The following is a 25294-nucleotide window of genomic DNA, read 5'->3' as shown; positions in this document are numbered from 1 at the left end:
TCGCATGTCGGCCTTGAAGGGATTCCGGGTGCTGGAACTGGCGGAAGGCGTTGCCGGCGAGTACTGCGGCAAGCTGCTCTCCGATTTTGGCGCCGACGTCATCAAGCTGGAGCGGCCGGGCAGCGGCAGCCCGACCCGTGCCATGGGGCCGTTCGCGCCCGCGGGCGGTGCCGGCGAGAACAGCGGCCTGTTCGCCTACCTGAATACCGGCAAGCACTCGGTGGCGCTGGATGTCGCAAGCGCCATCGGCACCGAGACGCTGGCGCAGTTGCTGGACAAGGTCGACGCGGTCATCGACGACCACCCTGCCGGCTGGCTCAGGAGCGTCGGCCTGGATCCGCAGGCCTTCGCGGAGCGCTGGCCGCGGCTGCTGCTGTGCTCGATCACCGCCTTCGGCCAGTTGCCGCCGGAGGATCGCCTGCACGCCGAGGACCTCACGGTGTTCCACGCCAGCGGCTGGGGCTACCACACGCCCAGCGGCGCCGCCGACGGGCAGCCGCCGCTGAAAGGCCCGGGACGCTTCCTGGCCAGCTACGAGGCCGGCCTGGAGGCCGCGCTCTGCGTGGTCGCCGCCCTGTACGAGCGCGAGGACTCGGGCCAGGGCCGCTTCATCGGCGTGTCGAAGCAGGAGGTGCTGGCCTCGCGCGTCGATTACGTGCTCGGACAGATGGTGGCGGGCGACATGGACGTCAGTACCCGGCGCACGGCCTTCGACCTGTTCGGGCCGGCGGGTATCTTTCCCTGCCGCGATGGCTATGCCTACATCTGGATGTCGGCGCCCGGGCACTGGGATGCGCTGGGCAAGCTGCTGGGTCATCCGGATTGGATGAAGTCGTTTCCGGAGCGCTGGCTGGAGCGCGAGTGCACGCCGGAGCGCGTGGCGCAGTGCCGCGGCCATATCGCCGAGTGGCTGCGCACGCAGGACAAGGACGCCGTGTCTGCCGAAGCGCAGAAGCTCGGCCTGACGCTGGTGGCGGTGAACCATGCGCGCGACCTGCGGGCTTCGCCGCAGTACGCCCATCGCGGATTCTTCGCCGAGGTGGAGCATCCGGCACAGGGCAGGGCGCTGTATCCAACGGTGCCCTACAAGCTCAGCGCCACGCCAGCGCGGATCGCCAGCCCGGCGCCGCTGCTGGGCCAGCACACGCAGCGCCTCGCGGAGCTGGGCGGCACGGCGGAGCAGGCGACATGACGATGCGCACGCGAGGGGGTCCCCTGCAGGGCCTGCGGGTGGTGGAACTGACCAAGGTCTGGGCCGGGCCCTATGTCGGCAAGCTCCTGGCTTTTCTCGGCGCCGAGGTCATTCGCGTGGAAAGCATGGAATCGCTCGACGTCACGCGCACCTATGGCGTCGCCGACATCGACAAGGCGCCGGGCTTCCAGGCGGTGAACCCGCAGAAGCTCAGCGTGCAGATCGACATGAAGACGCCCGAGGGCATCGCGCTGATCCTGGACCTGCTGCGCCAGTCCGACGTGCTGGTGGAGAACCTGCGCCCGGGGGCGGTGAAGCGCCTGGGCCTGGGCTACGAGGCGGCCAGGGCCGCGAAGCCGGACCTCGTCTACGTCTCCATGGGCATGTTCGGCAGTGACGGTCCGCTGAGTTACCAGACCGGCTACGCGCCCTGCTTCGCCGCCCTGGGCGGCGTCAGCCTACTGGTCGGTCACGAGGGTGGGGCGCCAGGCGGCATGAACGTGCGCTATGCGGATTCCAGCTTCGGCGCGGCGGCGGCCTATGCCGCGGCCGTGGCCCTGTTGCACCGTCGCAGGACCGGCGCCGGCCAGTTCATCGACGTTTCCGCCGTCGAGTGCATGAGCAGCATGATCGGCGACACGATCATGGACTACAGCCTCAATGGCGCCGTGCGCGAATGTGACGGCAACCGTCATGCCGGCATGGCGCCGCATGGCCTCTATCCCTGCCGCGACGGGGAGTGGATCAGCATCGCCGTGTCCTCGGACGAGAGCTGGCAGGCCCTGGCCGGGGCCATGGGGCTCGCATCGGATTCTCTGTTCACGACCCTGGCCAGCCGCAAGGCGCATGAAGCCGAGCTGGACCGCCGGCTTGCGGCCTGGACCGCCAGCCAGGACGCCCGCGAATTGGCGGCCAGCCTGCAGCAGCGCGGCATCGCCGCCGGCAAGAGCCAGAGTTCCGTGGACCTGGTGGCCGACCCCCAGCTCTGGGAGGGAGGCTTCTACCGCGAGGTCAGCGACCGCGAAGGCAACAGACGCAGCATCGTCGGCCCCTCCTGGACCCTGTCCCGGGAGGCCGGGGTCACTGACGCCGCGCCGCGCCTGGGCGAGCACAACGCCTATGTTTTCGGCGAAGTCCTGGGCCTTTCGGCCGAAAAGCAGCGCCAGCTTGCCGCGGCCGGCATCACCCGTTAGGGCCTGTTACCCCTCTCCGTCGCCCGGCAGGGCCGATGCGCGAAATGTATATGCGACCGCGCTAACTGCGGGGACGGGGCAAAACCCGGCCGATACGATGCCAGCAGCTGGAGATTCGAGCGCAAGGATGCGACCGGGAACGTGCAGCACGCCCGAGCCAAAAGCCAGGTCGGAGAGGTCGGTGATGGAAACCCTATTCGTATTCGACAAGCGTAATTATCTCGATTGCCAGAGCGCCTTTCGTGGGCCGCGCAACCGCGAGTACTACACCGGCGACTACACCATCGAGCCGGCCTCGGTGATCGACGTGCGCGCCGACCGCAAGGCGGTGGGCCCCTGCTCGATCATCCGCCTGCGGTCGAGGACGCGGCTGTTCTTCCGGCGCAGCTGGACGCATATCCGCGAGGACGCCACCGACGTGGCCGTGCTGTGGTTCGTCAAGCGCGGCCGCCTGCAGGTCTCCCACCAGTGCGGCCAGACCGTGGCCAAGGCCGGCGATTTCCTGGTCACCAAGTCGATGACGCCGTTCTCGGTGGAGTGCCAGCCGGGCGAGGATTCGACGCACGAGGTGCTGCACCTGATCGTGCCGATGCACATCCTGCGCCGCTTCGTGCCGCAGGATGTGAAGACCGGATTCTGCGTGCCCGCCCAGGGCCGCAAGTTCGCCATCGCCGAGCGCATCCTGACGGACATCTTCGAGGATGCCGGCGAGTTCAGGGAACCGGTGGCGCAGGTCCTGGTCGACAGCGCCCTGTCGGTGCTCAGCGACGCGATGAAGGACGAGGAGTCCAGCTCGCCGCAGCGCCAGACGCTGTCGGACAAGCGCCTGCACGACGTGCTGCGCTTCATCGAAGTGCACCTGTCCGATCCGAAGCTGAGCATCGCCACGGTCGCCAAGGGCTGCGGCATTTCGCCGCGCTACCTGTCGCTGCTGCTCAAGGCCCACGGCACGCCGTTCTCGACCCTGGTCTGGGACAAGCGCCTGAAGACGGCCGGGCAGTGGCTGACCTCGTCCAAGCCGGGCGAGGCCTCGATCAGCGAGATTGCCTACCGCGTGGGCTTCAAGAGCCCCGCGCATTTCAGCCGCATGTTCAAGCGTGAGTTCAAGCTGAGCCCGCGGCAATACCGCACGGCCGGCCTGCCGCAATCGTCGCGCGAGCCGCAGGCGCTCGTCGTCGACGGTGGCCAGTCGCGGCACTAGAGCTAAACCCCAAGGAGTCGGGAAGATGGATGTGGCCCAGAGTGAAGCAAAGACCCCGGCCGGCAAGTGCCCCATGGGCCATGGAGCCTCGCAGCTCACCGAGGCTTCGCTGAGCGATCCGAAGATCCAGGCGCGGCCCCATGCCTTCTTCCAGGCGCTGCGCTCCGAGAAGCCGGTGTACTTCGATGCCAAGCTCGGCATGTGGCTGGTGTCGCGCTACGACGACATCGTCACGGTGCTGCGCGACCCGCTGACCTACTCCGACAAGCATGGCTACGCCGCGCAGTACGCCAGCGGCTTCTTCGAGGAGTTCAGGCAGATTCTCGAGCGTGACGGTGGCGGCTTCTTTCCCGACGTCATCAAGGACGATCCGCCCGCCCACACGCGTGTGCGCCGCCTGATGGACAAGGCCTTCACCGCGCACCGCGTGGTGACGCTGGAGCCGGGCATCACCAGGATCATCGTGGACCTGGTCGAGAAGCTCGCCGACAAGGCAGCCGACGGCCAGGTGGTTGACGGCGTCAACGACTTCGCCATTCCGCTGACCATCTCGGTGATCTGCGAGCAGCTGGGTTTCAGCCAGTTCAATGCCGACAAGATCAAGGGCTGGTCGTCGGCGGTCACGGCGCAGATCGGCCGCATGCAGAACCGCGAGCAGATGCTCGACAACGCCGCGCAGATCTGCGAGCTGCAGAATTTCATCATCGCGGAGATGAAGGCGCGGCAGGAACAGCCGCGCGAGGACATGATCTCCGACCTGGTGTATGCCCGTACGGAAGACGGCGGGACGCTGACCTTCGCCGAGGCGGTGTCGCTGGTCCGCGCCATGATCATTGCCGGCAACGACACCACGGCCAGCGCCATCGGCAACCTGATGTTCGTGCTCGCCACCCGGCCGGAAGTGGCCCAGACGCTGCGGGACTCCGTGGATGACGACCGCCTGCTGAACCGCTTCGTCGAGGAACTGCTGCGCATCGAGCCGCCGGTCCGCGGCCTGGCGAAGATGACCACGAAGGAAGTGGAGCTGGGGGGGCAGAAGCTGCCGGAGCACGCGCACCTGCTGGTGCTGTACGCCTCGGGAAACGACGACGAGACCCAGTTCCCCTGTCCGCGCGACTTCGACCTGAATCGAAGCAATCTCGGCAAGCACGTCGCCTTCGGCATCGGCGTGCATCGCTGCATCGGCGCCTCGCTGTCGCGAATGGAGATCAAGGTGGCGGCGCGCGAGATCGTGCGGCGCCTGGACAGCATCAAGCTGGCGATCCCGGCCGAGGAGATCCGCTACCAGCCGACGGTGGCGGTGCGCACCATCGAGAGCCTGCCGCTGACCCTCGCGCGCAAGCGTTGAAGGAAGCGGCAGGGACATCGCAGGCCTGCCCCGGTTCGATCGGCGGCGGAGCCGGTTTACAGGAGAGGCAAGTGGGTCAGGAACTGGTCGGCAAGGTAGCGGTGATCACGGGCGCAGCCAGCGGCATCGGGCGCGCCACGGCCGAGCTGTTCGTGGCCGAGGGCGCGCGGGTGGTGATTGCCGACATCGATGCCGCGCAGGGCGAGGCGCTGGTGGCGCAGCTGGGTGAGGCGGCGCTGTTCCAGCGCACCGACGTGTCCAACCCCGACGAGGTGCGCGCGCTGATCGATCTTGCCGTGTCCCATTTCGGTGGCCTGCATGTGATGTTCAACAACGCCGGCATCGCCGGCGCGATGGTTCCACGCTTCCTCGATGACGACCTGAAGGACTTCCAGAAGGTCATCGGCGTCAACCTGCTGGGCGTGATGGTGGGCGCCCAGGCCGCGGGTCGACACATGTCGAAGAACGGTGGCGGCGTCATCATCAACAACGCCTCCATCGCCGGTGTGCTGCCGGGGCATGCGCTGATGAGCTACCGCGCCTCCAAGGCGGCGGTCATCGGCTTCAGCAAATCCATCGCGATCGACCTGGCCGAGTACGGCATCCGCGTGAACTGCCTGGCGCCCGGCCATATCCGCACGCCGCTGACTTCCTTCGCCCCTCCGGGCACGAGTCCGGAAGTGGCGGAGCGGATCAGGAAGGAAGTGGGTGCCGCGTTCGATTCCAACCAGCCGCTCAAGCGGCATGGCCGGCCGGAGGACGTTGCCCAGACCGTGCTGTACCTGTCCGGGGACCGCTCGGCACAGATCACCGGCGTGGTGCTGCCGATCGATGGCGGTATCACCGCCGGCGATCCGGTCAACCACCTGCAGGAAATCATGGACGCGCGCGCCAGGGCGATGGCGTCGTAACCGGCCGTACAGGCTTCAGGGAATTTATGGGCCGGACCCGCCGCGGCGGGCGCCCTGTGGAGACAGCGGGTCATGGGTATCAAGCTGACATTCGTGCAGGCCGACGGGGTCGAGAAGACCTTCGAGGACGTTCCGACGGGACAGTCCCTGATGGAGGTCGGCCGCTTCAACAACGTGGAAGGCATCCTCGGCGACTGCGGCGGCAGCTGCGCCTGCGCCACCTGCCACGTCTACGTGAGCGCGCCGTGGCGCGCCGTGGTCGGCGAGCCGGACGACATCGAGACCTCGACCCTGGACATGGCGACGGACGTGCTGCCCGGCCAGAGCCGCCTGTGCTGCCAGATCCAGCTGCGCGATGAACTGGACGGCCTGCAGGTCACGGTCGCCCCGAGCTTCTGAACCTTTACGTCGCGACAAGATCCGGAGAAAAACCCATGAGTGCTTCCGAAACCTATGACGTGGTCGTGGTGGGCTCCGGCGCTGCCGGTGCCACCGCCGCGCTGCGGGCGTCGGAGCGGGGCCTGTCGGTGCTGGTGGTCGAGAAGGCGCACAAGTACGGCGGCACCTCGGCGACGTCCGGTGGCGTGCTGTGGGTGCCCAACCACGGCCTGGCCTCGAACGACGACAACCGCGAAAAGGTCGAGCAGTACCTGGCCAGCGTGATGACCGGGCCGGTGCAGGCCGACCGTCTCGCGGCCTATCTCGACCAGGCGCCGGAGATGGCGCGCTTCCTCAAGGCCCAGGGCATCCCGCTGGGCGTGGCCGCCTGGCCGGACTACTACCCGCAGGCGCCCGGAGCACGCATCGACCGCTCGCTGATCTGCGACACCTTCGACGGACGCGAACTGGGCGAGCAGTTCCCGCTGATGCGCGAGCAGTACAACCGCTTCAAGGTCTTCGGCCGCTATTCGATGGACGTGATGGAGTTCTTCTCCCTGTCCACGCGCGCCAAAGGCTGGGTCATCACCTTCCTGAAGATGTTCTACCGCTACTGGACAGACTTCGGCACGCGCAAGCTCACCGCGCGCGACCGCCGGTTCACCATGGGTGCGGCCCTGATGGGCTGGCTCTACAAGCAGGTCTTTGCCCGCAGGATCGAGGTGCGGCTGGATACGCGGCTGGATGAGCTGCTGCTGTCCGGCGCCAAGGTTACGGGGGTCAAGGTCAGCCACTTCGGGCGCGGCTACGAGATCGTAGCGCGCCATGGCGTGGTGCTCTGCGCCGGCGGATTCGAATGGAACCAGGAGCTGCGCGACCGCTTCTTCCCGGTGCCCGGCCTGACGCGGCACAGCAGTTCGCCGGAGGACGCGAATCGCGGCGAGGCCCTGATTGCCGGCATGAAGATCGGGGCCGCCACCGAGCACACGGAGTCCGGCTGGTGGATTCCGACGATGCAGATGCCGATGCAGAAGGCCTCGAACTTCGAGGAAATCCACCAGGCCGCCTTCGACGTGGGCCGCCCGCACAGCGTCGCCGTCAACCGCAAGGGCCTGCGTTTCGTCGACGAGGCTTCGGGCTACGATGACTTCGGCAAGGCCATGGTCGCCGACCAGCTCAAGACCGGCGCCAACACGCCCTGCTGGCTGGTGTTCGACGCGAGCTTTCGCGTCAAGTTCTCGGCCGGCGGCATCATGCCGAAGCTGCTGATGCCCGACTCGAAGATTCCGCCGGACTGGTGGGATCACACCCTCTTCCGTGCCGACTCGATCGAGGCCTTGGCCGCGAAGATCCACGTGCCGGCCGATACGCTGAAGAAGACCGTCGCGAACATGAACCAGTACGCCGTCAGCGGTGTGGATCCGGAGTTCGGTCGCGGCAGCAACATCTACGACCAGATGTTCGGCGACGCCAACGTCAAGCCGAATCCCTGCCTGGGCCCGATCGACCAGGCGCCGTACTACGCCGTGGCGATCAATCTCGGCGACCTCGGTACCAAGGGCGGCCTCAAGGCCGACGCCCGCGCACGGGTGCTGGACAGGCAGGGCCAGGTCATCCCGGGGCTCTACGCGGCAGGCAACAACGCCGGCAGCCCCTTCGGCAACTGTTACCCGGGTGCCGGCGGCACCATCGGCCCGGCCATGACCTTCGGCTACGTGGCGGCCAGCGACATCGCCGCCCGCGCGAAGGCGGGCTGAGCGGCAGCCCGCCGCCGGGGCGACGGCATGTTCATTCGCGCCGGCAGTGGATATGCCCGCAGGGCGGGACCCGAAGGGGTGGACGTGCTGGCGTTCCGCAACGCCACCCACTGCAATATCGCACTCAGGGGTGAGGACGAAAATTCCTGGGACCGTATGATTGAGGCCTTCCGCGACCGCGCGGCCCTCTGGGAGGGGGAAAGGGTTCCGCCCTCCGAATTGCCAAGGACCTGAGACCATGCCGCTGCCCGACTACAAGACCATCGCGCTGTCGCGCCAGGGCCGACTGCTGACGATCACGCTGAACCGTCCCGAGGCGCTCAATGCCGTGAACCTGGCGATGCACGAGGAACTGGCGGAGGTCTTCGTCTTCGCCGCCTCCGATCCGGAGTCCGACGTGGTCGTGCTGACCGGCGCCGGGCGCGCCTTCTCGGCGGGGGGCGACCTGGATCATGTCGCCCACAACGCGGCCAACCCGCATCTCTTCGACAACGAGGTGCGGCTGGCCAAGCGCATCGTCTTCGCCATGCTGGACCTGGACAAGCCGCTGGTCTGCCGCCTCAACGGCCATGCGGTCGGCCTCGGCGCCTCGCTGGCCCTGCTGTCCGACATCATCTTTGCCGCGGACACGGCGAAGATCGGCGACCCCCACGTGGCCATCGGCCTGGTCGCCGGCGACGGCGGTGCCGTCATCTGGCCGCAGCGTGTCGGCCTGTGCCGCGCCAAGGAATACCTGCTGACCGGCGAGCTGATTCCGGCGAAGAAGGCCGAGGAGATCGGCCTGATCAACCACTGCCTGCCGGCCGCCGAACTGGATGCCGCGGTGCAGGCCTTCTGCGACCGCCTGCTGGCGGGCTCGCGCAACGCGATCCGCTGGACCAAGGTGCTGCTCAACCTGGAACTCAAGCGCATCGCCACCGCCGTGATGGACGCCGGCATCGCCTACGAGGCGGTGGCGCAGCGCTCTCCGGATCACCGCGAGGGCATTCAGGCCCTGGTGGAGAAGCGCAAGCCGGTGTTCGGCAAGGACTAGGCTGCAGTGAACGACCGCGGCTGGGTGGCGGGCGATGCCCTGGGCCTGGAGATTCCCGCGCATGCCGCGGCGCTGCGCGAAGGCGGCATCGATTTCCTGACCACCGCCTTCCGCGCCTGTGGCGCGCTGGCCGCGGACAACCGCGTCGTGGGCATCACCCGCTTCGAGGAATGCCCGGGTGGCAGCACCGGCCGCAAGCTGCTGCTGTCGGTGGCGTACCAACGGTCGCAAGCGGGGCTGCACTCTGACCTGTTCGTGAAGTTCTCGCGTGACTTCGACGATCCCATCCGCGACCGCGGCCGCTCGCAGATGGAGCGGGAGGTGCGCTTCGCCCTGCTGGCGCGGGAGCCCGGCTTTCCGATCGCCGTGCCGGCCTGCCTGTTCGCGGACTTCCACCGCGAGTCGGGCACCGGCATCCTGGTCACCCAGTGCATTGCCTACGGCAAGGGCGCGATCGAGCCGCACTACGAAAAGTGCATGGACGAGGAACTGCCCGAAGCGCTGGCGCACTCCGAGGCCCTGCTGCGCTCGGTCGCGCGGCTGGCAGCTGCGCAGAAGGCCGGGCGGCTGTCCGAGGCGTTCACCCGGCAGTTCCCCTTCGACATCTCCCAGCTCTCGGTCGGCGAGCGGACACCCTACACGGCGCGCCAGTTGCAGAACCGCGTGGACCGCTACGCCCAGTTCGCGGCCGGGCATCCGGCGCTGCTGCCGCAGAACATCCGCGCGCCGGCCTTCATCGCGCGGCTGCGCGAAGACGTCGTGCGCTTTCCCGGGCAGGAAGCGGCGATCAAGGATTACCTGGGCAGCCGGCCCGAGTTCATTGCGCTGTGCCACTGGAACGCCAACATCGACAACGCCTGGTTCTGGCGCAGCCCGGCGGGCGTGATCGAGTGCGGCCTGATGGACTGGGGCTGCGTCAGCCAGATGAACCTGGCGATGGCGATCTGGGGCGCCATGAGCGGGGCGGGGACGGAACTCTGGGACCGGCACCTGGATGCACTGCTGTCGCTGTTCGTCGCGGAGCTCCGGGCCGGCGGCGGCCCGTCGCTGGACCCGCAGGTCCTCCGGCGCATGCTCATGCTCTACATCGCGATCATGGGGCTGACCTGGCTGCTGGACGCGCCGCCCTATCTGCGCTCGCTGGTGCCGGATCTGGCGGAGCTGAAAAGCCGCTTCGATCCACGCATTCGCGGCAACGAAGCCGCTCGCAGCCAGCTGCAGATGCTGACCACCTTCCTCAACCTCTGGGACCGGCAGGACTTCGGGTTTGTGCTCGACGAGCACCTGACCTGCGCCGCCTAGGGACGCAGCAGGAGATCACGATGCCACGCTACAGGATGGTGGTGATGAGCAACCCGGTCGAGGGCCGCGAGGCGGAGTACAACGACTGGTACCAGAACGTCCACCTTGCCGAGGTGGTGGCGCTGCCGGGGTTCAGGTCGGCGCAGCGCTTCCGCCTGGCGCGCAGTCTCACCGAGCGCGAGACCTGGCCTTATGCGGCGATCTACGAGATCGAGACCGAGGATATCGACGCCGTGCTGCAGCAACTGCGCGATGCCGCGGGTTCGGGTGGCCTGACGATGTCGGAGTCGCTAGCAACGTCGCGGGCCTATGCCACGATCTACGAGGAGCATGGCTCCGCCGTGACGAAGTAACGCGCGGCTGGAGCGGCGACTCAGGCCGCGGCCGGCACCGACAGCCCGGCGAGGCGGCGCTGGATGATGTCGGTGGCCTCGCGCATGATCCGCCCCATCAGTTCCGCCACGGTGGGGATGTCGTGGATCAGGCCCTGCACCTGGCCCGCCCAGATCAGGCCCGCATCCAGGTCGCCGGTCTCCAGCAGCACCCGGCCGCTGGCGCCGCGCACCAGATGCGCCACGTCCTCGAACTTCGCCTCCGGGCGCTTGAGGATTTCCACCACCTGTTCGGAAACGCTGTTCCTGCCGACGCGTGCGGTGTTCTTCAGCGAGCGGAAGATCAGGCTGGTGCCGCGCTCGTCGTTGTCGACCAGCAACTGCTTGGCGCGCGGATGGATCGGTGCCTCCACGGTGGCGCAGAAGCGCGTGCCCATGTTGATGCCGTCCGCCCCTAAGGCCAGGGCCGCGACCAGGCCGCGGCCGTCGCCGAAGCCGCCCGAGGCGATCATCGGGATCTTCACCTTGTCGGCCGCCGCCGGGATCAGCACCAGGCCCGGGATGTCGTCCTCGCCCGGGTGACCCGCGCACTCGAAGCCGTCGATGGAAATCGCGTCCACGCCCATGCGTTCGGCCGACAAGGCATGACGCACGGCCGTGCACTTGTGCACGACCTTGATGCCATGCGACTTGAAATCCTCGACATGCTCGCGGGGGTTGTGGCCGGCGGTCTCGACGATGCTGATGCCGCTGTCGATGATGGCCTTGCGGTACTCCGCGTAGGGCGGCGGGCTGACGGAGGGCAGGATCGTCAGGTTGACGCCGAAGGGCTTGCTGGTCAGCGCCCGGCAGCGGTCGATTTCGCGTCGCAGCTCATCGGGGCTGGGCTGCGTCAGCGCGGTGAGGATGCCCAGGCCGCCGGCATTGGAGACCGCGGCGGCCAGTTCGGCGCGGCCCACCCACATCATGCCGCCCTGCACGATGGGGACGTCGATGCCCGCCAGTTCGGTGAAGCGTGTCCTGAGTTTCATCTGGGTTCCGTTGCTGAAGCCTGCGTCATCGTGGCTCATCGTGTTTTTTTCTCAGGCCGCGCGAACGCTGGGCGGCGCGGCGGATCGTTCGAATTTTTCCAGCAGCGCCGGCAGCTGCGCGTGATACCTCTCCACGGCGGCCTCCTTCACCGGGCCGTAGCCGCCGATCTCGCCGGCGGCGCGCGCCAACTCGATGGCCACCGGCAGCCGCGCCTGGTCGAGCCGGCCGAGGAGGTCGCCGATGAGCCTGCGGTACTCCTCGATCAGGCGCCGTTCCAGGCGTCGCTCCGGGAAGTAGCCGAAAGGATCGAAGGGCGTGCCGCGCAGGCGCTTAAGGCGTGCCAGGATGCCGAAGGCGCGCAGCATCCAGGCGCCGAACACACGCTTTTTCGGACGGCCCGAGGAATCGCTGCCGGGCAGCATCGGCGGTGCCAGGTTGAACTGCAGCCTGAAGTCGCCGGAAAACTGCTCTCGCAGGCGCTGCATGAACGCCGGGTCGGAATACAGGCGGCCGACCTCGTACTCGTCCTTGTAGGCCATCAGGCGTGCCAGCGTCAGCGCCACCTCGCGCACGAAGCCATCGCCGTTCTTCAGGCCCAGATCGGCGACGCGCTCGCGCACGCCATCGACGAAGTTGGCATAACGCGCGGCATAGCGCTCGTCCTGGTAGGCCGTCAGCAGGCGCGTGCGGCTGGCAAGCACGTCATCGACGGTGACCAGCGGAGCGAGTTCCTTCTTGCCGCCGATCTCCTCGGCCAGGGACTTGGGATCCTGCGCCGCCAGGCGTCCCAGCGCGAAGGTACGCAGGTTGCCCTCGATGAAGGTGCCGTTGAGGCGGATGGCCTGTTCGATCGAGGCGATGGACAGCGGCAGCAGGCCCTTCTGCGCGGCGTAGCCCAGCATCAGGATGTTGGTGCCGATGCTGTCGCCGGTCAGTTCGGTGGCGAAGCGGCTGGCGGGCAGTTCGAACAGCGGCCCGCCGTCGATCGCATCGATGATGGCGCGGCGCATGCGCTCTTCGCCGAGATCGATGTTCCTGTTGCTCTGGAAGTCGCCGGTGGGGGCGACGTCGGTGTTGAGGATGGCGACCGTATGGCCGGGGCGCACGGTCCTCAGCACCGGCTGGCCGGAGGCGACGATCATGTCGCAGCCGATCAGCAGGTCGCTCATGCCCTCGCTGAGGCGCGAGGTGTAGATGCCCGCCGGATCGGGGCCGATGCGGATGTGGCTGGTGACGGCGCCGCCCTTCTGCGCCATGCCGGTCAGGTCCAGGATCGTGCAGCCCTTCCGGTCCAGGTGCGCGGCCATGCCCAGCAGCGCGCCGATGGTCAGCACACCGGTGCCGCCGATGCCGCCGACCAGGATGCTGCAGCCGCGCCGGTCCAGCGCCGCAACCGGCGGCAGCGGCAGCTGCGCGATGAGCTGCTGCAGGCGCTTGGGATCGCCGCTGGAGCGCACCGCGATCTTCGCGCCGGTGACGGTGACGAAGGACGGGCAGAAGCCCTTCACGCAGCTGTAGTCCTTGTTGCAGGTGGACTGGTCGATCTTGCGCTTGCGGCCGAACTCGGTTTCCAGCGGCAGGATGCTGATGCAGTTGGACTGCACCGAGCAGTCGCCGCAGCCCTCGCAGACCGCGGGGTTGATGAACAGGCGCTGGTCCGGGTCCGGGAGCAGGCCGCGCTTGCGGCGGCGGCGCTTCTCGGCGGCGCAGGTCTGCTCGTAGACGATGCCGGAAACACCCTTGAGCTGCTGCAGCTCGCGCTGCACGGCGTCGAGTTCGTCGCGGTGATGCACACTGACGTTCGCCGGCAGGGCGACGCCTGCGTACTGCTCGGGGTTGTCGGACACCAGGCGCACCGGGCGCACGCCCTCGGCGATCAACTGGTTGACCATGCCCACCGGCGTGATGCCCGATTCCACCGGCTGGCCGCCGGTCATGGCGACGGCGTCGTTGTACAGGACCTTGTAGGTCATGTTCGCCTTCGACGCCACGGCGGCGCGGATTGCGAGGATGCCGGAATGCGAGTAGGTGCCGTCGCCCATGTTCTGGAAGACATGCGGCAGCTCGACGTACTGACCCACCGAGACCCAGGGCGAGCCCTCGTGACCCATCGGCACGAACTGCATGGTGTTGCGGTCCATGACCACGGCGGCCAGGCCATGGCAGCCGATGCCGCCCAGCGCCAGCGCGCCGTCCGGGGTCTTGGTGCTGGTGTTGTGCGGGCAGCCCGAGCAGAAGTAGGCCGGGCGGCTGCTGCCGCCGCCGGCGTTCTGCGCGCGGGCTTCCAGGCTGCGGAACGAGTCGAACTGTGTCTGCGCCCGTTCGTCGCGGATGCCGATCTGCCCGAGCAGCGTGGTGATCGCCTGGCGCACCTGCGGCACCGACAGTTCGCCGGAGGCGGGCAGCAGCGGCGCGCCCTGCAGGTCCTGCTTGCCGGCGATGGCGGGGCGCTGGTCCGCGCGCACGGCGTACAGGTGGCGCGCCACCTGGTCTTCCATCACCGGCCGCTTTTCCTCGACCACCAGCACCGCGCTGCTGCCCTGGGCGAAATCGACCAGGCGCTCGCGATCCATCGGCCAGACCAGGCCCGGCTTGTAGACCCGCACACCGAGGCGGCGGCAGGTCTCTTCGTCAAGGCCGAGGTCCGACAGCGCCTGGCGCACGTCGAGATAGGCCTTGCCGGCGGTGACGATGGCCAGGCTGCGGCGCTCGCCGCCGATCACCACGCGGTCGATGCCGTTGGCGCGGGCGAAGGCGGTGGCGGCCGGCAGGCGCTTGTTGACCAGGCTGTCCTCTTCGACCAGTGCCGGCTGGTTCTGACGCAGGTTCAGTCCGCCCGGAGGCAGCGCATAGTCCGCGGGAAGGAGGAGCGGTCGGTGCGGGTCCGGCAGCTCGGCGGAGGCCGAGAGGTCCAGCGTGTCGGTGATGCACTTGAGGCCGACGTAGCAGCCGCTGTAGCGCGACATCGCCAGTCCGAACAGGCCGTATTCCATGACCTCGCCGATGGTGGCGGGATACAGGATCGGCAGCAGCGCGGCGATCAGCGTGTGCTCGGACTGGTGCGCGCTGTCGGAGGACTTGCCGCCGTGGTCGTCGCCGGCAATCGCCAGGAACCCGCCCTTGGCCGCGGCGCCCTCGAGGTTGCCGAGCTTGAGCGACTCGCAGGCGCGGTCCACGCCGATGCCCTTGCCGTACCAGATGCCATAGATGCCTTCGAACGCGGATTTGCCGAACCATTCGAGCTGCTGCGTGCCGCGGATGGCACTGACCGCCAGTTCCTCGTTGAGGCCGGGGACAAAGCGGATGTCGTGCGCGTCGAGCAGCTTCTGCGCGCCCCACAGGGCCGAGTCGTAGACGCCCAGCGGCGAGCCGCGGTAGCCGGAGATGTAGCCGGCGGTCTTCAAGCCGGCCGCGCGGTCGCGTCGCGCCTGGTCCAGCGGCAGGCGCACCAGCGCCTGGTTCGACGAGATGAAGACGCGTCCGCCGGTCTGCAGGTACTTGTCGTCGAGGGTGGTTACGGACTTCGTCATCAGGCCAGGGGACTCAGGGGCGCCAGCTTGTCCAGCGGGAAGTCGCAGTGCGGCGCGGTCTGCTGGATCTCGATGAGGTTGCCCTCGGGGTCACGGCCGTAGATGGTCTTCACATGGCCGACGTCGATCGGGGCGGGCTGGCTGAAAGTCATGCCCAGGCCGCGCAGGCGCTCGTATTCCTGCTCGATCTCCGTGACGTCGACGCAGAAATGCGTGTAGCCCTTGTCGTAGGGCTGCAGCGGGCGGTCGGAGACCGGGGCAGGGGCGCTGTACTGGAACAGCTCCATGTAGCAGGTACCGCAGCGCAGCATGGCGCCGCGGGCGGCCGAATCGGGCACGTCGACGATGCGGTCGATGAACTCGTTCTTCTCCCAGCCGAAGGGCTCCCCGACCAGCTCGAAGCCGAAGGCGTCCTTGTAGAACCGGATCATCCGGTCGAGATCGCGGACATGGACCGCCACATGGTGTATGCCCCTGATCATCCGGCTTTTCTCCCCTTTCGTGTCGAGGCCCTCGCAAAGGGGCCGGACGAGTCTAGCGAGGCCCTGCCGCCGCCATGGGGACGCTGGCAGCGGCAGGCAAGTTTGCCTGCGTCCCCGGTCATTCGGCGCCATGGGGGCGGCCCCCATAATCGTCCGGAGGCGGCTCGACAGGGCCGGGAGGAGAGCAGGCCGATGAACAAGACGATATTCGCGGGTGCGAGGGTCTGGGACGCCAGCGGCGCCGCGCCCTTCGAGGGCGACGTGCTGGTCGAGGGCAATCGCATCCGCGCGGTGTCCCGTACGCCCGGCCAGCTCGCCAGCGCCGGCGGCCAGGTGATCGACGCCAAGGGCCTGTTCCTGATGCCCGGCATGACCGAAGGCCATGCGCATCTGTCCTTCGAAGCGGTCACCGCCACCGAGGACCTCATCTCGCCGCCGCCCGAGGAGCACACCCTGCTCACGGCACGCGTGGCCAAAGTTCTGCTGGATCACGGCTTTACCAGTGCCTGGGGCGCCTCGGAGGCGAAGCTGCGGCTGGGTGTCGCGGTGCGCAACGAGGTCGACGCCGGCCGGCTGCAGGGCCCGCGCATCCGCGCCGGCTCGCTGGAAATCACCGTCACCGGCGGCATGGGCGACGAGAGCAGGCTGCACAATCCGCGCAACGGTCCTTCGATCGTCGTGGACGGCGTCGAGGAGATGCGCAAGGCCGTGCGCCTGTGCTGCCGCGAGGGCTGCGACAACATCAAGCTCGACGTCTCGGGCGATCCCTTCTACCCGAACACCCCGGCGCACACCACGCCGATGTCCTTCGACGAAATCCGCGTGGCGGTGGAAACCGCGCATGCCTACGGTCGCAGGGTCAACGCCCACACCCGTTCGGCGGCCGGCACCAAGGCCTGCCTGCGCGCCGGCGTGGACATGCTCTACCACTGCGAGTACTCCGACCCGGAGCTGCTCGACCTGTTCGAGGCCGCGAAGGACCGCGTGTTCGTGGCGCCGACGGTCAGCCTGTTCCACAGCATCGTCAGCAACGAGGCGGCGCCCAACGGCCTGAGCGCGGAGATCGGTGGCTACATGGGCATCCCCGGCCTGCTGGAGGCGTCGGTGAAGACCCACGCCGAGCTGCGCAAGCGCGGCATCCGCCACCTCATCGGCGGCGACTACGGTTTTGCCTGGAGCCGCAACGGCACCAATGCCCGCGACCTGGGCTTCTTCGTGAAGTACTACGGCTACAGCCCCGCCGAAGCCCTGCGCTGCGCCACCGCCAACGGCGGTGCCGCGATGACGGTGGACAGCGGCGACAAGCTGGGCGAGGTCCGCGAGGGCTATCTCGCCGACCTGCTGCTGGTCGACGGCGATCCGCTGGCGGACCTGTCGGTGCTGCTGGATGCCGGGCGCCTCGTCGTGATCATGAAGGACGGGCAGATCCACAAGAACAGCAGCAACGCGGTCGAACGCCGCGCGGCGGCCTGAGCACACACGAGAGAAACACCATGAGCGACCAAGCCACGATCAAGCTGGCGGACCTGAAGAAAGGCGAGGCCCGCTGCCCGGGCGCGCCGAGCACCCAGGACATCATCGCCGCCGACAAGGTGGCCGCGCCCGGCTGGGTGCGCTCGGAGTCCTACCAGTTCCTCGGCGACGAGGATATTCCCACCGACCGCTACATCGATCCCGCCTTTGCCAGGCTCGAGCTCGACACGCTGTGGAAGAAGACCTGGCAGTTCGTCTGCCGCGAGGAACACATCCCGCAGGTCGGCGACTACCACGTCTACGACCTCGCGCACTACTCCTTCATCATCACGCGCGTGGCAGAAAACGAAATCCGCGCCTACTACAACGCCTGCCTCCACCGCGGCACCAAGCTGCGCGCCTCCGGTACCGAGGGCAATGCCGAGGAGTTCAAGTGCAGTTTCCACGGCTGGAGCTGGAACATCGACGGCACGCACAAGCAAACCGTCTGCCACTGGGACTTCCCGCACGTCCAGTCGAAGAATTTCACGCTGCCGCAGGCGCGCGTCGAGCGCATCGGCGGCTTCGTGTTCATCAACATGGACCCGCAGGCCCCGGCACTGGCCGAGTACCTCGGCCCCGAGGCCAAGGCGCACATCGACGCCTGGAAGCTGGAAAACCGCTACGTCTACCTGCACGTGACCAAGCGCCTGCCCTGCAACTGGAAGCTGGCGATCGAGGCCTTCCAGGAGGCCTATCACGTCATCGAGACGCACCCGCAGGTCGCCCCGTCCAACGGCGACGCCAATTCGCAGTACGACGTTTACGGCGAGCATGTCGACCGCTTCATCTCGACGCTGGGCGTGGTCAGCCCGCACCTCTACGGCCAGGTCAGCGAGCAGGACATCCTCAACCAGTTCACGCTGGGCGACAGCAGCGCGCTGGGTGACACGAAGTTCTCGCTCAAGGAAGGCAGCACCGCGCGTGCGGTGATGGCCGAGATGTTCCGCGGCATGTTCGAGAAGGCCACCAACACCGACCTGTCGAAGGTTTCGGATTCCGAGCTGCTGGACTGCTTCTCGTACACGGTGTTCCCCAACACCTTCCTGTTCCCCGGCATCTCGCTGCCGATGGTCTACCGCTTCCGCCCGGACAAGAACGACCACCGCAAGTGCCTCTACGAGGTGCTGTTCCTGCGGCCGGTACCGCTGGACGGCACGCGTCCGATGCCGGCCGAGCCGATCCACCTGCGCGACGATCAGTCCTTCACCGAGGCCGAGGGCATGGACCCGGGCTTCGGCGCGATCCTGGACCAGGACACTGACAACGTCGGCCTGCAGCAGGAGGGCCTGGAGGCCAGCGCCAAGCGCGGCCTGACCCTGGGCAACTACCAGGAGATCCGCCTGCGCCACTTCGAACAGGCGGTGGACCGCTATGTCGGCAAGAAGGCCTGAGGCGGGCGCGTGAGCACAGAAGGCAATGCCGCCGTATCCGGCGCGTTCACCCCCGTCATCAGGCTCGCCGACCTGCCGCCCAACACCAAGAAGGCGGTAACCCTGGGCAGCCGATGCGTACTGGTCTGCAACCAGGGCGACAGGCTTTACGCCATCTCGAACGTCTGCTCCCATAACGAGAAGCCGCTGGAGCGTGGCCGCATGGGCAATGGCTGGATCGCCTGTCCGGTACACGGGGCGCGCTTCGACCTGGCTACCGGAGCGGCCATGAACCTGCCGGCCAAGAACCCCATCGCTACATTCGAGGTGCGGACCGTGGGTGAATGGATCGAAGTCCTGGTGTAAAGTGTTGTAATGAACAACACTGATGATTCTGATCGGTTGCGGGCGCAGGTCCGGTCCTGGCTGGAGCGCAATGTCCCGCGCGACTGGCGCCAGACCGTGACCGGTGCCGACCAGGACTTCTTCGTGCGCCAGCAGCGCGACTGGTTTTCCCGGCTGGTCGAGGCCGGCTATGCGACGCCGCACTGGCCTGAGGGCTGGCCCGGTGGCGGCCGCTCGCTGGCCGAGCAGAAGGTGATCTACGAGGAGGTGGCGCGCGCCGATGCGCCGCGGCTGATCCTGTTCTTCGTCGCGCTCTATCACTCCGCCTGCACGCTGATCGAATGGGGCACCGCCGCGCAGAAGGAAAAGTATCTTCCGGGCATCCTCAAGGGCCAGGTCTGGTGCCAGGGCTTCTCCGAGCCCAACGCCGGTTCCGACCTCGCCGCGGTGCGCACGCGCGCCGAACTGCGCGGCGACCGCTACGTGATCAACGGCCAGAAGACCTGGTCGACGCTGGCGCAGCATGCGGACCGCTGCCTGCTGCTGGTACGTACCGGCAAGTCGGAGCCGCCGCAAGGCGGGCTGACCTACCTGCTGCTCGACATGCGCAGCAAAGGTGTCTCCGTGCGTCCCATCGCCCAGATCACCGGCGACGACGAGTTCTCCGAAATCTTCTTCGACGATGTCGAAGTGCCGGTCGAGGATCGCGTCGGCGAAGAGGGCCAGGGCTGGGCGGTGGCGCAGTCGACGCTGTCGTCGGAGCGCGGCCTGACGCTGGTGGAGCTGACGCAGCGCATGCGCTACTCGCTGGCGCGCTTCCCCACGCTGATGCGCGAGCGCGGGCGTTTCGACGATCCCATCCTGCGCCGGGAACTCGGTGGGCTCATCGCCCGGGTCGACGCGGTCTGCGCGCTGGCCGACCGCTATCTGCTGAAGCGGATCTCCGGCGAAGAGGCGGCAGGCGATGCCTCGCTGGTCAAGCTGAACTACGCGCGCACGCTGCGCGAATTCACCCTGCTGGGCCTGCGCATCGGCGGCCTGGAGTCGCAATACCGCGAGGGCTTCACGCGCGGCGGCAGCCAGGAGACCGGCAACTGGGCCGTGGATTTCATGAACTCCTACAACTGGTCGATCGCCGGCGGCAGCGACGAGATCCAGCGCAACATCATCGCCGAGCGCCTGCTGGGCATGCCGCGCGAGCCCAGGACCTGGCAGCTGCCGGTGGAGCGCTCATGAGTACCGAGCTGAGGGAACTGCAGGAATCCGCCCGGCGGGTGCTGGGCGAGCAGGGGCTGGCGGCGGACGAGGCCAGGACCTGGCCGCTCACGCTCGAACTGGGCTGGCTGCTGGTCGCCGTGCCCGAAGAACTGGGCGGGCTGGGGCAGGGGCTGGCGGGTGCCTGTGCCTTCCACACGGAAATGGGCCGCAACCTCGCGGGCGCGCCCTATGCTGCTGCCACGCTGGCGATCGATGCGGTCTGCCAGCCGGGCCTTGCCGACCAGCAGCGCTGGGTGGAGCGCCTCACCGGCGCCGAGTACGTGGCCACGCCCTGGGTGGACTCCGCGCTGCGCATTGCACGCGCCGGGGCCGGCAAGGGCAGGCTCAGCGGCCTGGCCTCGGCCGTGCCCTCCGCCGACCGGGCGACCCATCTCCTGGTCTGCACGGCGGACGAGGATCGCGTGGCGCTGGTGCCGCTGCGCCAGGCGGGCGTGGAGCTCACCGCGCGCCCGACCTGGGACGCGACGCGGCGCCTGTTCGACGTCCGTTTCAGCGACGTGGCCCTGGAAGAGCCGCTGCTGATCGCCGGCGGCAGCGCCGCCCGCGCCCTGACCCGCCGCCTGTCCACGCTGCGCGATTTCGCGCTGACGGCGGACTCGGTGGGCGGCGCCGAGGCCCTGCTCGAGATGACGGTGGAGTACCTGAAGACGCGCCGGCAGTTCGGCCGTCCGCTGGCCCTGTTCCAGGCCCTCAAGCATCGCTGCGCCGATCTCAAGGCGCTCACGGCCGGGGCACAGGCGCTGCTGGCCGACAGCCTGGGCCGGGTCGAAGGCCGCGTCGACGATGCCGAGGCTGAAGGCCTGGCCCGTATCGCGAAGGTCCATGCCTGCTCGGTCTACGCCCGGGTGGCCGAGGAAGCCCTGCAGCTGCATGGTGGCATCGGCATGACCTCCGAACACGCCTGCCACCTGTTCCTCAAGCGGGCCCTGCTCAACGAGCAGCTCGGCCGGCCCAGGGGCAGGGACGAGCTGGAGATCGCGGAGCGCTTCCTGGCCCGGTTTTCATAGTGTTCCGGGCTGGCGCCAGCCCGGATGCGTCAAATGTCCAAGGCGCCGCAGGAGATGCCGGGATGCCCCGCAGACCGCGGCCTAGAATTCGTTCATCGTCTCCTTACTCTCGACAGGTTCTCCCATGTTCTCCGCAATCCTGATCAACAAAAACGAAGCCGGCCAGACCGTTGAACTGACCCAGATCGACGAGGCGCAGCTGCCCGAGGGCGACGTCACCGTCGACGTCGAGTACTCGACGCTCAACTTCAAGGACGGCCTGGCCATCACCGGCAAGTCGCCGGTGGTGCGCAAGTTCCCGATGGTGCCCGGCATCGACGTTGCCGGCGTCGTCAGCCAGAGCTCGCATCCCGAATGGAAGGCGGGCGACCGCGTGGTCCTCAACGGCTGGGGCGTCGGCGAAGGCCATTGGGGCGGCCTGGCGCAGAAGGCCCGGCTCAAGGGCGACTGGCTGGTGCCGTTGCCGGCTGCCTTCACCGCGCGCCAGGCCATGGCCATCGGCACCGCCGGCTACACGGCGAGCCTCTGTGTCGATGCGCTGCTGGCGCACGGCGTGAATCCCGCGCAGGGCGAAGTGCTGGTCACCGGCTCCACCGGTGGCGTCGGCAGCGTCGCCATCGCGCTGCTGACCAAGGCCGGCTTTCGCGTCGTCGCCGCCACCGGCAAGGCCTCCGAGGCCGATTACCTCAAGCAGCTGGGCGCAACGGCGGTGATCGACCGTGCCGAGCTGGGCGCCGCGGGCAAGCCGCTGCAGAAGGAGCGCTGGGCCGGCGTCGTCGACTCGGTGGGCAGCCACACGCTGGCCAACGCCTGCGCCCAGACCCGCTACGGCGGCGCGGTCGCCGCCTGCGGCCTGGCCCAGGGCATGGACTTCCCGGCCTCGGTGGCGCCTTTCATCCTGCGCGGCGTGTCGCTGCTCGGCATCGACAGCGTCATGGCGCCCAAGGCACGTCGCCTCAAGGCCTGGGAGCGTCTCGCGCGTGACCTGGACCCGGCGGCCCTGGACGTCATTGCCACGGAAGTGAGCCTGGCCCAGGCCATTGCCGCTGCCGGTGAGCTGATGCAGGGCAAGGTCCGCGGCCGCGTCCTGGTCAACGTCAACAAGTAAGCGCGACAGCGCCCCGGGCGTTTTTTTCAAAGGTGATCTCGAGATGACTGCGGACAACGTCAAGCAAAGCGCGGTGCTGGATCTCAGCGATCTCGACCGCTGGGTCGGCAAGCCGGTGGTGTTCGCGGAGCTGTGGGATCCCTGCAATGCCACCGACATCCGTCGCTGGGTCATGGCGATGGACTATCCCAACCCGATCCACTGGGACCAGGAGTTCGCGCAGCAGTCGAAGTTCGGCGGCATCGTCGCGCCGCAGTCCTTCGCCGTGGCGATGGACTATGGCCATGGCTGCCATCCCGCCGGCGTCGGCAAGATTCCCGGCAGCCACCTGATCTTCGGAGGCGAGGAATGGTGGTTCTTCGGTGCGCCGGTGCGTCCGGGCGACAAGCTGTTCCAGAAGCGCCGCTTCGATGGCTATGACGTCAAGGACACCGGTTTCGGCGGCCCCACCGTGTTCTCGCGCGGCGACACCGAGCACCGCAACCAGGACGGTGTCCTGGTGGCGCGAGAGCGGGCCACCGCGATCCGCTACCTGATCGAGGAAGCCAACAAGCGCGGCGTCTACGGCAAGGAGAAGGCCTCGCCCAAGCGCTGGGACAAGGAAGAGCTCGCCGAGATCCACAAGATCCGCTACGACTGGATCCTGTCGAACCGCGAGGGCCGCTCGCCGCAGTTCAGCCAGGTGAAGGTCGGCGACAAGCTGCCGCGCCGCGTCATCGGCCCGCACTCCATCGCCACTTTCGTCACCGAGTACCGCGCCTTCCGCCAGAACATCTGGGGCACCTGGCGCTGGAACGTGCCGGAGGGCGAGAAGGACCCCGCCCGGGAGGATGCCGGCTTCGCCAAGGACATGAGCTACGACCACGAGGCGCGCAAGATCGATCCGCGCCAGGGTGACGGCCTGTACTACGGTCCCTCCAGCGGTCACGTGAACCTGGAGAAGGCCTCGAACATCGGCATGGGCGGCATGTACGGTTACGGCGCTTCCACAAATGCCTGGCAGATCGACTACGTCTCCTACTGGGCGGGCCACAACGGCTTCGTCTGGCATTCCAGGACGCAGTTCCGCAGCCCGGCCTTCGAGGGCGACGTGACCTTCATCGACGGCGAGGTGGTGGACAAGCAGCAGAACTCGCCCTACGGCTGCCCGGTGGCGGTGGTCGAGGTCAGGATGACCACGCAGCGCGGCGACCAGATGCTGAAGGGCACGGCCGAAGTGCAGCTGCCGTACTGAGCATGCAAGCTACCGTTCCTCCTTCGCCGTCGGTCGTCCACGGCATTCCGCTCGCCGAAGAGCCCGGCATCGGCTCGCTGACGATCCCGGGCTATCTGCGCGAGGTGACCACGCGCCATGCCGAGGCCGAGGCGCTGGTGATGCACACGCCGGACGGTGTGGAGCGCTGGTCCTACCGCACGCTGTGGCAGAAGTCGGTCGAGGTCGCCAAGGCGCTGATCGCCTGCGGCGTCGGCAAGGACAGCCGCGTCGGCATCCTGATGACCAATCGTCCGGAGTACCTGTCCGCCGTGTTCGGCACCGGGCTCGCGGGCGGCGTTTCCGTGGGCCTGAGTTCGTTCTCCACCGCTACCGAACTGGAGCACCTGGTCGCGGTGTCCGGGGTGTCGGTGCTGCTGTTCGACGGCCGCGTGCTGAAGAAGGACTTTGGCGGCCTGCTCACGGAACTGGAGCCGCAGATCCGCTCGGCGGCGCCGGGGCAGCTGCAGTCCGCGAAATTCCCGTTCCTGCGCCACCTGGTGCGCCTGGAGCCGGTCACCGGAACCACGGCGCAGGGCGACGTCACTGCCGCCTGCTTCGAATCCTGGGACGGGTTTCTCGCGCAGGGGCGGGCGATACCGGATGCCGTGGTCGATGCGCGCGCCGCGACGGTGACGCCCGCGGACGCCGGCGGCCTGTTCTTCTCCTCGGGCACCACCAGCCTGCCCAAGGGCATCCTGCACGCGCAGCGTGCCTTCGCCATCCAGTGGTGGCGCTGGCCGCGCGTGATGAGCGTCGAAGGCGCCGTGCGCAGCTGGACCGGCAACGGCTTCTTCTGGTCCGGCAACATCACGATGGTGGTGGGCGTGGCACTGTCGACCGGCGGCGCCGTCGTGCTGCAGCCCTACTTCGAGCCGGAGAGGGCGCTCAGGCTCATGCAGGACGAGCGCGTCAGCTTCCTGTCGGGCCGGCCGCACCAGTGGGCGCGGCTGCAGGAAGCGGACAACTGGAGCAGCACCGATCTCTCCAGCCTGCGCTACATCACCAACTCCGCGCTGATGCAGCAGCACCCGACGGTGAAGACGGACTGGCGCCTGCCGATGTCCTTCGGCGCCACCGAGACGATGACGATCAACACCTCGTACTCCGCCGATACCCCGGTCGAGCAGTACGCGGGCAGCGCCGGCGTGCCGCTGCCGGGCAACATCCTGAAGGTCATCGATCCGCTGACCGGCGCGGTGGTTCCGCGCGGTGCGCGCGGTGAAATCTGCATCAAGGGCCCGACACTGATGCTGGGCTACATCGGCAAGGCCGTGGAAGACAGCCTGGACGACGAGGGCTACTACCGCACCGGCGACGGCGGCTATGTCGACGGGATCGGCCGCCTGTACTGGGAAGGGCGGCTTACGGAGATCATCAAGACCGGCGGCGCCAATGTCTCGCCGCTGGAGATCGATGCCGTGCTCGCGCTGTGCCCGGGCGTGCGCCGCGCGCAGACCGTCGGCGTGCCGCATGAGACGCTGGGCGAGATCGCGGTGGCCTGCGTCATCCCGCATGAGGGCGTGCAGCTTGTGGAAGACGAGATGCGTGCCTTCCTGAAGGAGCGCCTGGCCAGCTTCAAGGTGCCGCGCCGCTTCCTGTTCCTCCATGAAGAGGACATGGCAGTGACCGGCAACGGCAAGGTCAAGTCCGGTGAACTGCGCCAGCTGGCCGCGCAGCGCCTTGGCGTCGTGCTCGCAGCCGCACCGGCGGCCTGAGCCCCGCTCT

At 68.1% G+C, this 25294-nt stretch carries 21 protein-coding genes; 18 read left to right on the top strand and 3 right to left on the bottom strand.

Annotated elements, in window-relative coordinates:
- The first annotated feature begins 4 nt into the window (after window positions 1-4).
- The 10 genes from D0B54_RS19305 (at window position 5) to D0B54_RS19255 (ending at window position 10668) form a co-directional block, all read left to right on the top strand.
- Window positions 5-1192: a CaiB/BaiF CoA transferase family protein gene (locus D0B54_RS19305; RefSeq protein WP_117293245.1), complete on the top strand. Its 1188-nt coding sequence runs from the start codon at window positions 5-7 to the stop codon at window positions 1190-1192.
- A complete protein-coding gene (locus D0B54_RS19300; protein WP_205527185.1) occupies window positions 1189-2385 on the top strand; it encodes a CaiB/BaiF CoA transferase family protein in 1197 nt (398 codons plus the stop codon). Before D0B54_RS19305 ends, D0B54_RS19300 begins: the two co-directional genes overlap by 4 nt.
- A 184-nt stretch (window positions 2386-2569) precedes the next feature.
- Window positions 2570-3586, top strand: coding sequence for a helix-turn-helix domain-containing protein (locus D0B54_RS19295; protein ID WP_205527184.1), 1017 nt, complete (start codon window positions 2570-2572; stop codon window positions 3584-3586).
- Window positions 3587-3611: 25 nt separating this feature from the next.
- Window positions 3612-4934 (top strand): cytochrome P450, encoded by a 1323-nt coding sequence (locus tag D0B54_RS19290; protein WP_205527183.1) that lies wholly within the window; start codon window positions 3612-3614, stop codon window positions 4932-4934.
- A gap of 71 nt (window positions 4935-5005) precedes the next feature.
- Entirely contained in the window at window positions 5006-5845 is an 840-nt protein-coding gene (locus D0B54_RS19285; RefSeq protein ID WP_117293239.1) for an SDR family NAD(P)-dependent oxidoreductase, read from the top strand.
- Window positions 5846-5917: 72 nt separating this feature from the next.
- The gene (locus D0B54_RS19280) at window positions 5918-6244 is read left to right on the top strand and encodes a 2Fe-2S iron-sulfur cluster-binding protein (RefSeq protein ID WP_117293237.1); all 327 of its coding nucleotides are present in this window, start codon (window positions 5918-5920) and stop codon (window positions 6242-6244) included.
- A gap of 35 nt (window positions 6245-6279) precedes the next feature.
- On the top strand, window positions 6280-7980 hold the full coding sequence (locus tag D0B54_RS19275) for an FAD-dependent oxidoreductase (RefSeq protein ID WP_117293236.1): 1701 nt from the start codon (window positions 6280-6282) through the stop codon (window positions 7978-7980).
- Between the two features lie 238 nt (window positions 7981-8218).
- Window positions 8219-9013: an enoyl-CoA hydratase/isomerase family protein gene (locus tag D0B54_RS19265; protein WP_117293232.1), complete on the top strand. Its 795-nt coding sequence runs from the start codon at window positions 8219-8221 to the stop codon at window positions 9011-9013.
- A gap of 6 nt (window positions 9014-9019) precedes the next feature.
- Window positions 9020-10315, top strand: a complete 1296-nt coding sequence (locus D0B54_RS19260; RefSeq protein WP_205527182.1) for a hypothetical protein — start codon at window positions 9020-9022, stop codon at window positions 10313-10315.
- 20 nt (window positions 10316-10335) lie between these two features.
- Window positions 10336-10668: a DUF4286 family protein gene (locus tag D0B54_RS19255; RefSeq protein WP_162932573.1), complete on the top strand. Its 333-nt coding sequence runs from the start codon at window positions 10336-10338 to the stop codon at window positions 10666-10668.
- Between the two features lie 20 nt (window positions 10669-10688).
- Here D0B54_RS19255 and D0B54_RS19250 read toward each other — a convergent pair whose 3' ends face one another.
- Genes D0B54_RS19250 through D0B54_RS19240 form a run of 3 tightly spaced genes read right to left on the bottom strand, consistent with a single transcriptional unit; the run spans window position 10689 to window position 15691 of the window.
- The gene (locus tag D0B54_RS19250; RefSeq protein ID WP_117295372.1) at window positions 10689-11678 is read right to left on the bottom strand and encodes an NAD(P)H-dependent flavin oxidoreductase; all 990 of its coding nucleotides are present in this window, start codon (window positions 11676-11678) and stop codon (window positions 10689-10691) included.
- A gap of 51 nt (window positions 11679-11729) precedes the next feature.
- Complete coding sequence (locus D0B54_RS19245; RefSeq protein ID WP_117293228.1) at window positions 11730-15209, bottom strand: indolepyruvate ferredoxin oxidoreductase family protein; 3480 nt, start codon at window positions 15207-15209, stop codon at window positions 11730-11732.
- Window positions 15209-15691 carry a VOC family protein gene (locus D0B54_RS19240; RefSeq protein ID WP_117293226.1) on the bottom strand — a complete coding sequence of 161 codons (483 nt, stop codon included), beginning with the start codon at window positions 15689-15691 and terminating at the stop codon, window positions 15209-15211. Before D0B54_RS19240 ends, D0B54_RS19245 begins: the two co-directional genes overlap by 1 nt.
- Before the next feature lie 192 nt (window positions 15692-15883).
- Between D0B54_RS19240 and D0B54_RS19235 the strand changes: the two genes are divergently transcribed.
- The 8 genes from D0B54_RS19235 (at window position 15884) to D0B54_RS19200 (ending at window position 25284) form a co-directional block, all read left to right on the top strand.
- A complete protein-coding gene (locus D0B54_RS19235; RefSeq protein WP_117293224.1) occupies window positions 15884-17164 on the top strand; it encodes a metal-dependent hydrolase family protein in 1281 nt (426 codons plus the stop codon).
- A gap of 20 nt (window positions 17165-17184) precedes the next feature.
- A complete protein-coding gene (locus tag D0B54_RS19230) occupies window positions 17185-18597 on the top strand; it encodes an aromatic ring-hydroxylating oxygenase subunit alpha (protein ID WP_117293222.1) in 1413 nt (470 codons plus the stop codon).
- Between the two features lie 9 nt (window positions 18598-18606).
- Window positions 18607-18942, top strand: coding sequence for a Rieske (2Fe-2S) protein (locus tag D0B54_RS19225; RefSeq protein WP_205527181.1), 336 nt, complete (start codon window positions 18607-18609; stop codon window positions 18940-18942).
- A 9-nt stretch (window positions 18943-18951) separates the two neighbouring features.
- Window positions 18952-20157, top strand: coding sequence for an acyl-CoA dehydrogenase family protein (locus D0B54_RS19220; protein WP_117293220.1), 1206 nt, complete (start codon window positions 18952-18954; stop codon window positions 20155-20157).
- On the top strand, window positions 20154-21206 hold the full coding sequence (locus tag D0B54_RS19215) for an acyl-CoA dehydrogenase family protein (protein ID WP_117293218.1): 1053 nt from the start codon (window positions 20154-20156) through the stop codon (window positions 21204-21206). Before D0B54_RS19220 ends, D0B54_RS19215 begins: the two co-directional genes overlap by 4 nt.
- Window positions 21207-21330: 124 nt before the next feature.
- Window positions 21331-22314 carry an acrylyl-CoA reductase (NADPH) gene (acuI, locus tag D0B54_RS19210; protein WP_117293216.1) on the top strand — a complete coding sequence of 328 codons (984 nt, stop codon included), beginning with the start codon at window positions 21331-21333 and terminating at the stop codon, window positions 22312-22314.
- Between the two features lie 43 nt (window positions 22315-22357).
- A complete protein-coding gene (locus D0B54_RS19205) occupies window positions 22358-23548 on the top strand; it encodes an FAS1-like dehydratase domain-containing protein (protein WP_117293214.1) in 1191 nt (396 codons plus the stop codon).
- Window positions 23549-23550: 2 nt separating this feature from the next.
- Window positions 23551-25284, top strand: coding sequence for a class I adenylate-forming enzyme family protein (locus D0B54_RS19200; protein ID WP_117293212.1), 1734 nt, complete (start codon window positions 23551-23553; stop codon window positions 25282-25284).
- Window positions 25285-25294 lie beyond the last annotated feature (10 nt).

Origin of the sequence: Solimonas sp. K1W22B-7, assembly GCF_003428335.1 — a bacterium.
Lineage (GTDB): Bacteria > Pseudomonadota > Gammaproteobacteria > Nevskiales > Nevskiaceae > Solimonas_A.
Note: the sequence above shows the minus strand (reverse complement) of the source record. Positions and strands in the feature narration are given on the sequence as shown.